The 7624-nt window shown below is 35.4% G+C and carries 8 protein-coding genes and 1 pseudogene; 5 read left to right on the top strand and 4 right to left on the bottom strand.

The window, feature by feature from the left end:
• The first annotated feature begins 194 nt into the window (after window positions 1-194).
• The 4 genes from ilvB to ACQY2P_RS04140 are packed head-to-tail and all read left to right on the top strand — an operon-like array spanning window position 195 to window position 4940.
• A complete protein-coding gene (ilvB, locus tag ACQY2P_RS04155) occupies window positions 195-1895 on the top strand; it encodes a biosynthetic-type acetolactate synthase large subunit (RefSeq protein ID WP_428327132.1) in 1701 nt (566 codons plus the stop codon).
• Window positions 1896-1903: 8 nt separating this feature from the next.
• On the top strand, window positions 1904-2389 hold the full coding sequence (gene ilvN, locus ACQY2P_RS04150; RefSeq protein ID WP_428327131.1) for an acetolactate synthase small subunit: 486 nt from the start codon (window positions 1904-1906) through the stop codon (window positions 2387-2389).
• Entirely contained in the window at window positions 2386-3900 is a 1515-nt protein-coding gene (locus ACQY2P_RS04145; RefSeq protein ID WP_428327268.1) for a 2-isopropylmalate synthase, read from the top strand. Before ilvN ends, ACQY2P_RS04145 begins: the two co-directional genes overlap by 4 nt.
• A 26-nt stretch (window positions 3901-3926) precedes the next feature.
• Complete coding sequence (locus ACQY2P_RS04140; RefSeq protein WP_428327130.1) at window positions 3927-4940, top strand: isocitrate/isopropylmalate dehydrogenase family protein; 1014 nt, start codon at window positions 3927-3929, stop codon at window positions 4938-4940.
• Here the strand turns inward: ACQY2P_RS04140 and ACQY2P_RS04135 are convergent.
• Window positions 4937-5212: pseudogene (locus ACQY2P_RS04135) on the bottom strand (hypothetical protein). The gene ACQY2P_RS04140 and the pseudogene ACQY2P_RS04135 sit on opposite strands and share 4 nt — an antisense overlap.
• 160 nt (window positions 5213-5372) lie before the next feature.
• Here ACQY2P_RS04135 and ACQY2P_RS04130 point away from each other — a divergent pair.
• Window positions 5373-5504: a hypothetical protein gene (locus ACQY2P_RS04130; RefSeq protein ID WP_428323931.1), complete on the top strand. Its 132-nt coding sequence runs from the start codon at window positions 5373-5375 to the stop codon at window positions 5502-5504.
• Window position 5505: 1 nt separating this feature from the next.
• Here the strand turns inward: ACQY2P_RS04130 and ACQY2P_RS04125 are convergent, their stop codons facing one another.
• From ACQY2P_RS04125 to ACQY2P_RS04115, 3 genes are read right to left on the bottom strand one after another with little or no spacing between them, the layout of a single operon-like run.
• Complete coding sequence (locus ACQY2P_RS04125) at window positions 5506-5751, bottom strand: hypothetical protein (RefSeq protein ID WP_012215450.1); 246 nt, start codon at window positions 5749-5751, stop codon at window positions 5506-5508.
• Between the two features lie 38 nt (window positions 5752-5789).
• Window positions 5790-7076, bottom strand: a complete 1287-nt coding sequence (aspS, locus tag ACQY2P_RS04120; protein WP_428327129.1) for an aspartate--tRNA(Asn) ligase — start codon at window positions 7074-7076, stop codon at window positions 5790-5792.
• On the bottom strand, window positions 7076-7594 hold the full coding sequence (locus tag ACQY2P_RS04115) for a transcription elongation factor NusA (protein ID WP_428327128.1): 519 nt from the start codon (window positions 7592-7594) through the stop codon (window positions 7076-7078). Before ACQY2P_RS04115 ends, aspS begins: the two co-directional genes overlap by 1 nt.
• Window positions 7595-7624: the final 30 nt, after the last annotated feature.

The following is a 7624-nucleotide window of genomic DNA, read 5'->3' as shown; positions in this document are numbered from 1 at the left end:
TCTTCGCTGACAGTCTTTAGATAAATAACGCACATTTGTGCCTAAGACTAGTCAGCTAATTTTATAAACAAATTACTTTTCTTAGTTATCATGTCTGACCCAGTAGCTGCTTCTTCTATCATACTACTGGAGGTTCTGTACTAAACAAAAAGATCTTTTTGTTTTAACACATTAAAATTATGGAGAGAAATTTGATGAGTAATATGGAAAATATGATTGGTGCAAAGGCCTTGATGACTGCAATGGAAAAAGAAGGCGTCAAGGAAGTATTTGGTTTACCGGGAGGTGCAAATCTTCCAATGTATGATGAGTTTGCTAGATGTGATATTAGACATATTTTGGCAAGACATGAACAATCTGCAGCTCATATGGCAGATGGATTTGGTAGAGTGAGCAGAAAACCTGGAGTTTGTTTTGCAACATCTGGTCCTGGAGCAACCAATATTCTAACTGGTATTGCAACAGCACAAGCTGATTCTTCACCAATGGTTGCAGTGACCGGACAAGTCCCTACCCCTATGATTGGAAAAGATGCATTTCAAGAAAGTGACATTATTGGAATGGCAAATCCTGTTGTAAAATATGCATTTCAACCAAGAACTCCTGGTGAGATTCCTGAAGTTGTAAAGAAGGGATTTTTCATTGCAGAAACTGGAAGACCTGGACCTGTATTAATTGACATTCCAAAAGATGTACAACAAGATGAAGCCGAAATGGTTTTTCCTGATGAATTTAAAATTCAAGGTTATCATCCTTGGGCTGATCCTGATATTGTTGCAGTTGAAAAAGCAATTGATATGTTACTTCATTCACAAAAACCTGTAATCTTAGCTGGTGGTGGAACAATCATTTCCTCAGCATTTGCAGAATTACAAGCTGTCGCTGAAGCATTGATGCTTCCTGTAGTGACTACCTTCAAAGGAAAAGGCGCATTTCCTGAAAATCATCCTTTGTCTTTAGGTCCTATTGGAATGCATGGTCATGCAGAAGCAAACAAAATCATGTCTGAGGCTGATTGTGTTTTGGCAATTGGTACAAGATTCTCTGATAGATCTGTTGGAACTTTTGAAGAGTTTGAAAGAGGATTAAAAATTATTCATATGGATGTGGATCCTGCTGAAATTGGCAAAAATCAAACTGCACAACTTGCTGTAGTTGGTGATGTGCAGATGAATCTTAGAATTATGGTAAAGTTACTTTTGCAAAAAGCAATTAAAAAGACTGACGAAACTCCGTGGATAAAACATGTCAAAGAGACCAAAGCATACTGGCAAGAAAATCTTAAACTTCATCCAGGTGAAATGGGTGCAGCAAAAATTTTACGTAAATTAAGAGAAATATTGCCAAAAGAATCAATCATTACAACTGAAGTAGGACAACATCAAATGTGGGCATCATTATTTTATGATGTAATTCAACCTGGAACTTTCTTTAGTTCTACTGGACTTGGCACAATGGGTTGGGGATTCCCAGCTGCAATTGGTGCCAAAGTCGCAAAACCTGATGTCCCTGTTGTGGATATTGCAGGTGATGGCAGTTTTGCAATGACTGAAAACTCTCTTGCAACTGCAGTACTAGAAGATATTCCAGTAATTGTATTTGTAATGAACAACTTTACATTGGGAATGGTAGCTCAATGGCAAAGAACATTCTATAACCGAAGGATGATTGGTGTGGACCAAGGAAAATGGTGTCCTGATTATGTTAAATTAGCAGAATCTTATGGAGCTCAAGGAATTAGAGCACAGTCCATGGATGAACTTGATAAAGCAATCAAAGATGCGTTGAGCAGTGATGTTGCAACAGTAATTGATATTCCAATTGATCCTGAAGAAGACGTATTGCCATTTGTAGCTCCTGGAACTTCGCTTAAGGATATGATCTTACCATCATAGTGATTAACATGTGGGCAATTCTTTCTCTCTTAGTTGAAAACAAACCTGGAATTTTATTCAAGGTAACACACCTATTTCGTGCAAGAGACTTCAATATTGATAGTATCTCTGTAGGTGTAACTGACAATCCTGAATATTCAAAAATAACAATTACCACCATTGAGGATGAAAAACGTGTAGAGCAAATCGTAAAGCAACTCGATAAAATGATTGATACTGTTAAAGTAGAGCATTTAGATGAGCACAAAACTGTCTATAGAGAACTTAGTATTTTTAAGATTAAACTAAGTAATGCTAATGATAGTATGGAGATAAACAAATTGGCAAACGCATACGGCGGTAAAATACATGATGTTAAAAAAGACTCTATCATGGTAGAATTAACTGCAACTCCTGATCAAATCAAAGCATTTGAAGAGTTAGCAAAACCCTTTGGAATACTTGATGTTGCAAGAACCGGCGTTGCAGCTTTACAAAGGAGTGGTTCATCCTGAATGTTAGAATATTTGATACAACCTTAAGAGATGGAGAACAAACAATTGGTGTATCTTTATCTCCAGAACAAAAATTAGCAATTGCAAAAAAACTTGATGAATTAGGAGTTGATGCAATAGAAGCTGGATTTCCAGTAATTTCTGATGGTGAATTAAAAGCAGTAAAGATGATAACTTCTGAAGGATTGTCTTGTGAGATTGCAGGATTGACTAGGACAATCAAAAAAGATATCGATGCTGCAGTTGATGCTGGATTAAATTATGTCCATACATTCATTGCAACTTCTGATATTCATTTAGAACATAAACTCCAAATGACAAGAGAGCAAGCACTTGAAAAAGCAATTGAAGCAGTAGAGTATGGTAAGTCTCGCGGTCTTCAAGTAGAATTTTCTGCTGAAGATGCTTCAAGAACTGATAGGGAATTTTTGAAAAAAGTGTTTGGCGAAGTTGCAAAGGCAGGTGCTGATAGAGTAAATATTCCTGACACTGTTGGCTATTCTACTCCTGAATACATGGCACAAATTACAAAGGATACAATTGAAGCTACAAAACTTCCAGTCAGTGTTCATTGTCATAATGATTTTGGATTAGCTGTTGCAAACTCTTTGGCTGGAATTCATGTAGGAGCTGCATGTGCTCATGTTACAATTAATGGAATTGGTGAACGTGCAGGTAATGCCTCTTTGGAAGAACTTTCAATGGCACTCAAATGTTTGCCACATGAACAAAAGTATGAGACTAACATCAAATCTGAATTAATTTATGATGCATCTAGATTTATCTCCAAAACTGTAGGCATAATTGTTCAACCAAACAAGGCAATTGTTGGTGCAAACGCATTTGGTCATGAATCAGGCATTCACACTCATGGTGTGTTAAATAATCCTCTTACCTATGAGCCAATTAGTCCTGAACTTGTTGGTAGAAAGAGATGGCTACAAGTTGGAAAACATGCCGGTGTACATGGAATGAATGCAATGTTGGCTGAATATGGTGTAAAACCAAATGAAGAACAATCAAAACAAATCTTAGACAAAGTCAAAGTAATTGGTGATCAAGGAAAGCAACTCACTGATGTAGAATTACTTTCTATTGCTAGTGAAGTGATGGGTGATAAAGATCTTAAAAGAATTGTACAATTAACTGGATTTTCAGTATCTACTGGAATTGGAACTATGCCATATGCATTTGTAAAATTAAATGTAGATGGAGAAGATCATGTTGGAACTGATTATGGTGTTGGTCCAGTTGATGCTGCACTTAATGCAATTCAAAAAGTCACTGGAAAACTTTCTGAAATTAGAATCAAAGATTATGGATTAGCATCTATCTCTGGAGGTTCTGGTGCATTGTGTGAAGTTACAGTAAAGGTTGAGGATGCATTAGGAAACAAGGTTTCTTCAAAATCTGTAGGTGAGGATATTGTTACTACTTCAGTCAAAGCAGTTATTGATGCAGTTAACCGAATAATGCTCAAAAAATTACTTCAAGAAAAACAGATAAGTTAATCTCAAAACTCTGATAAAGTGATTCTATGTATAAAATCTCATTAATTACTGGTGATGGAATTGGACCTGAATTATCAGAATCTGCAATTTCTGTACTTGAAACAATTAACGATAAACTTGATTTGAAATTTGATATTACAAAATTATCTGCTGGTGATAAAGCATTAGAGAAAACAGGAAAAGCACTTCCTGATGAAACAGTTGATGCAATAAAACAATCTGATGCCTGTATGAAGGCCCCTGTTGGAGAAAGTGCTGCTGATGTGATTGTTGTTTTAAGAAGAATGCTTGATTTGTATGCAAACATCAGACCTGCAAAATCCTATCCCCACATGCCTGCATTACGTGATGATATTGACATGGTGATAGTTCGTGAAAACACTGAGGATCTTTACACTGGAAAGGAATTTAGTTTAGGTGACTCTGCAGTGGCTTTGAGAATAATTTCTGAAAATGCATCAAAGAGAATTGCAAAATATGCATTTGAAGCTTCAAAACAAAGAAATTCAAAGAAAAAAGTGACTTGTGTTCATAAATCAAATGTTATGAGGGTTACTGATGGTTTGTTTGCAAAAGCATGTACTGAAGTGTCAAAAGATTACCCTGATATCAAATTTGAACAAATGTATGTTGATGCATGTGCAATGAACTTAATCCGTCAACCTCAAGAATTTGATGTTGTAGTAACTACAAATCTATTTGGAGATATCTTATCTGATGAATCATCTCAAGTTGTTGGTGGTTTAGGAATGGCTCCTGCTGCAAACATTGGTGACAACTTTGCATTGTTTGAACCAGTTCACGGAGCTGCATTTGATATTGCAGGACAAAATATTGCAAATCCATCGTCATTCTTGCTTTCAATTAAAATGATGCTTGACTGGCTTGGAACAAAATACAGTGATTCAAAATGTTTTGAAGTTGGACAAAAATTAGAATCAACAATATTTGATTTAGTAAAAACTGGAGTCAAAACAAAAGATATTGGTGGAGATAAAACTACTTCTGAATTTACAAAACAAATCACTGATAGTCTCTAATCTTTTCTCTTCTTCACATCTGATTTTGGTGGGTTTAGTGACCAAAAGAACATGGCTAAACATACTGGAATCAAAATTAAAACTGCGGCAACAACTGAGATTACATAGAATCATCCTTCCAATCCAGGCATAAATGGCCCTGGAAAAACTGCATAAAACCACAAAATTCCAATAAACACAAAAACAAGTTTGTTTTTTCTAATCAGTTGTTTTGCATTTAATTTTCTTTTATGGATATAGCATTCCTTGCAACGTGTTCTATCATCTACTATGCATGATGTACAGCAATTCTTCTCACAAAAGTAGCAAACTCTGTCTCCAAAATTTGATCCACAAAAATCACATTTGTACACTAGGATAGATCCATTTCTTTGGATTTATCTTTTTTTCAAATTCCCAATTTTTATTAATCGCATTTTTGATGAATCAATCATGGCAAAATGCTGTATCTGTAAACTTGTTGAAGGTACGCTAAAAATTAAAGAAGGTAATCCAAAGTACAAAGGAAAGCCTATCTGTAAAGAATGTCAGGGTTACCGCAAACTATTGTTAGAAACAAAATAACTTATTCTGATTTTGGTTTATTTTTTTCTGCCCATTCTTCATACATTTTGATTAACTCATCCACATCTTTTCCATCTTCAGAATAAGTTACAATTACTCCAAAGTTTCCTTTCTTGTCATGACCTCTGGCAAAATACCCCCAAAAAGAGTCTGGCAGTTTTTGAAAACTAGTTGAATCATGTGACACCCCAATCAAATTATTCCCAATGACCTCAACTACTTTTTTTGCATCTTCTTGTTCTATCATAAATTGATGTAATTTTATTACAATAAAAATCTGAATAACTATGGACTTAATCTGTCTGGATCTCTTGGATACAAAACCACTTCACGGACATTATCGATTCCAATTAATGTAGTCATCAACCTGTCTAATCCCATTCCCCATCCTGAATGTGGCGGCATTCCCCAATCAAATGCCTTAAGATGGTCCGTAAATTGTGCAGGATCCAAGTCTTGTTCTTTTAGCCTTGCCTTTAACATCTCTGGATTATGAAGTCTAGTTCCACCTGAGGATAACTCTAGGTATCCAAACTGCAAGTCAAATGAGCGTGATAGTTCTGGGTTTTCATCTTTTTCTCTAATGTAAAATGGTTTTAGTTTCATAGGCCAGTCTGTCAAAAAGAAAAATCCTGGATGATTGTCTCCTATGATTCTGAGGTGAGAGTCTAACAAGTCGTCTCCAAATTCTACTTTTTCTCCTGCACTCTTTAGTTCATCAATACATTGATTGTATGTAATTCTCTCAAATGGTGATTTTGGAACTTCTATTGTATGTCCGATAACTTCTTGTTCTTTTTTACAATTCTCTGATGTGTATTTGTATACTTCCATAACTAGTGATTCTAAAACATCCATGACGTCATTGTAATCCATGAATGCTGCTTCAATGTCTATACTAGTAAATTCACTAAGGTGTCTTCCAGTGTGGGAGTTTTCTGCTCGATAAAAGTTTGAAATTTCAAACACTCTTTCTAATCCTATTGTCATTTGTTCTTTGTATAATTGTGGACTTTGTGCCAAGTATGCTTTCTTTCCAAAATACTCTAATGAAAAGAGATTTGCCCCACCTTCACTTGCACTGCCAATAATTTTTGGTGTGGTAATCTCTATGAATTTTTTTCCTGCTAATGTCTTTCTTAATGATTGTAACACATAATGTCTTAATTTGAAAATGGATGCTGTTTTCTGATTTCTCATGTCTAATGCACGATGATTTAATCTTGTGTCGATGTTGCTTTCTACTCTTCCAATAGGATCAACTGGTAATGGGTGAATTGCTTTTCCTAACACTTCAATTTCATCTGCTTTAATTTCAAATGCAAAATCTCTTGCCTTTGTTTCTTGAACTATTCCTTTTACACTTACAACACTTTGACGATTAATCTCTCCGAGATTATCATTTAGTTCCCCTTTTACAATAACTTGAGATATTCCTGATACATCACGTAATGTAATAAATGACATTTTCCCCAATTTTCTTAAATCCTCAATCCATCCTCCCAAAACAACTTGCTTTCCAATTAACTCTGATGTGAGTTCTGAAATATCGTGAGTTTTTACAAAGACCATTATTTTCTACCTTTATCCTCAAATTCTATCTCAATGTCAAGGTTTCGGGCATTTTTTACAATCTTAACTACCTTTTCTGTGTCTATTGGAAATCTAGGCGTCCATTTGCCTGAAACTACCGCTTTTGTCTTTTGAACCCCGCCTGGGGCCCAAACTGAGTTAATTGAAAGAATCTTGGTTGGAAAGAACAGATCCTCTATGAATTTCTTGTCTGTCTCATCTGCCTCAACTAGCCAAATCTTGCCTTTGAATTGATCTTGGAGGAGTCTGTATAGCGTTCTGCTTTGCCTAATTATCATGATATCGTTTTTTGCCAAGGATAGGACAAAATTTCCTTGAAATTCTTTGCAAGAATATAGTGTAAAGTTTTCAATCTTGTTATTTGATTTTGCAATTTTAGCTAAGATTGTTGATGCTTCAACATCTGCTTTTGTTATCTCTCCTGATTCAACTTTGTTTTCGCATTGTGGACAAAGTATTGAATTTTTTGCATCAAAGCCACATATTGGAAGTTTCATTTGAATCGCTTTTTACATTCTGACAGAGTT

Source organism: Candidatus Nitrosopumilus sp. (genome assembly GCF_965262695.1).
In the GTDB taxonomy this organism is placed as follows: domain Archaea; phylum Thermoproteota; class Nitrososphaeria; order Nitrososphaerales; family Nitrosopumilaceae; genus Nitrosopumilus.
This window is presented reverse-complemented; position numbering and strand designations above follow the sequence as displayed.

Excerpts from the sequence above, each read along its gene's own strand:
- ACQY2P_RS04130 (WP_428323931.1), top strand. The coding sequence starts at position 5,373 with ATGGCAAAATGCTGTATCTGTAAACTTGTTGAAGGTACGCTAAAAATT.
- ACQY2P_RS04115 (WP_428327128.1), bottom strand. The coding sequence starts at position 7,594 with ATGAAACTTCCAATATGTGGCTTTGATGCAAAAAATTCAATACTTTGT.
- aspS (WP_428327129.1), bottom strand. The coding sequence starts at position 7,076 with ATGGTCTTTGTAAAAACTCACGATATTTCAGAACTCACATCAGAGTTA.
- ilvN (WP_428327131.1), top strand. The coding sequence starts at position 1,904 with ATGTGGGCAATTCTTTCTCTCTTAGTTGAAAACAAACCTGGAATTTTA.
- ACQY2P_RS04140 (WP_428327130.1), top strand. The coding sequence starts at position 3,927 with ATGTATAAAATCTCATTAATTACTGGTGATGGAATTGGACCTGAATTA.
- ilvB (WP_428327132.1), top strand. The coding sequence starts at position 195 with ATGAGTAATATGGAAAATATGATTGGTGCAAAGGCCTTGATGACTGCA.
- ACQY2P_RS04125 (WP_012215450.1), bottom strand. The coding sequence starts at position 5,751 with ATGATAGAACAAGAAGATGCAAAAAAAGTAGTTGAGGTCATTGGGAAT.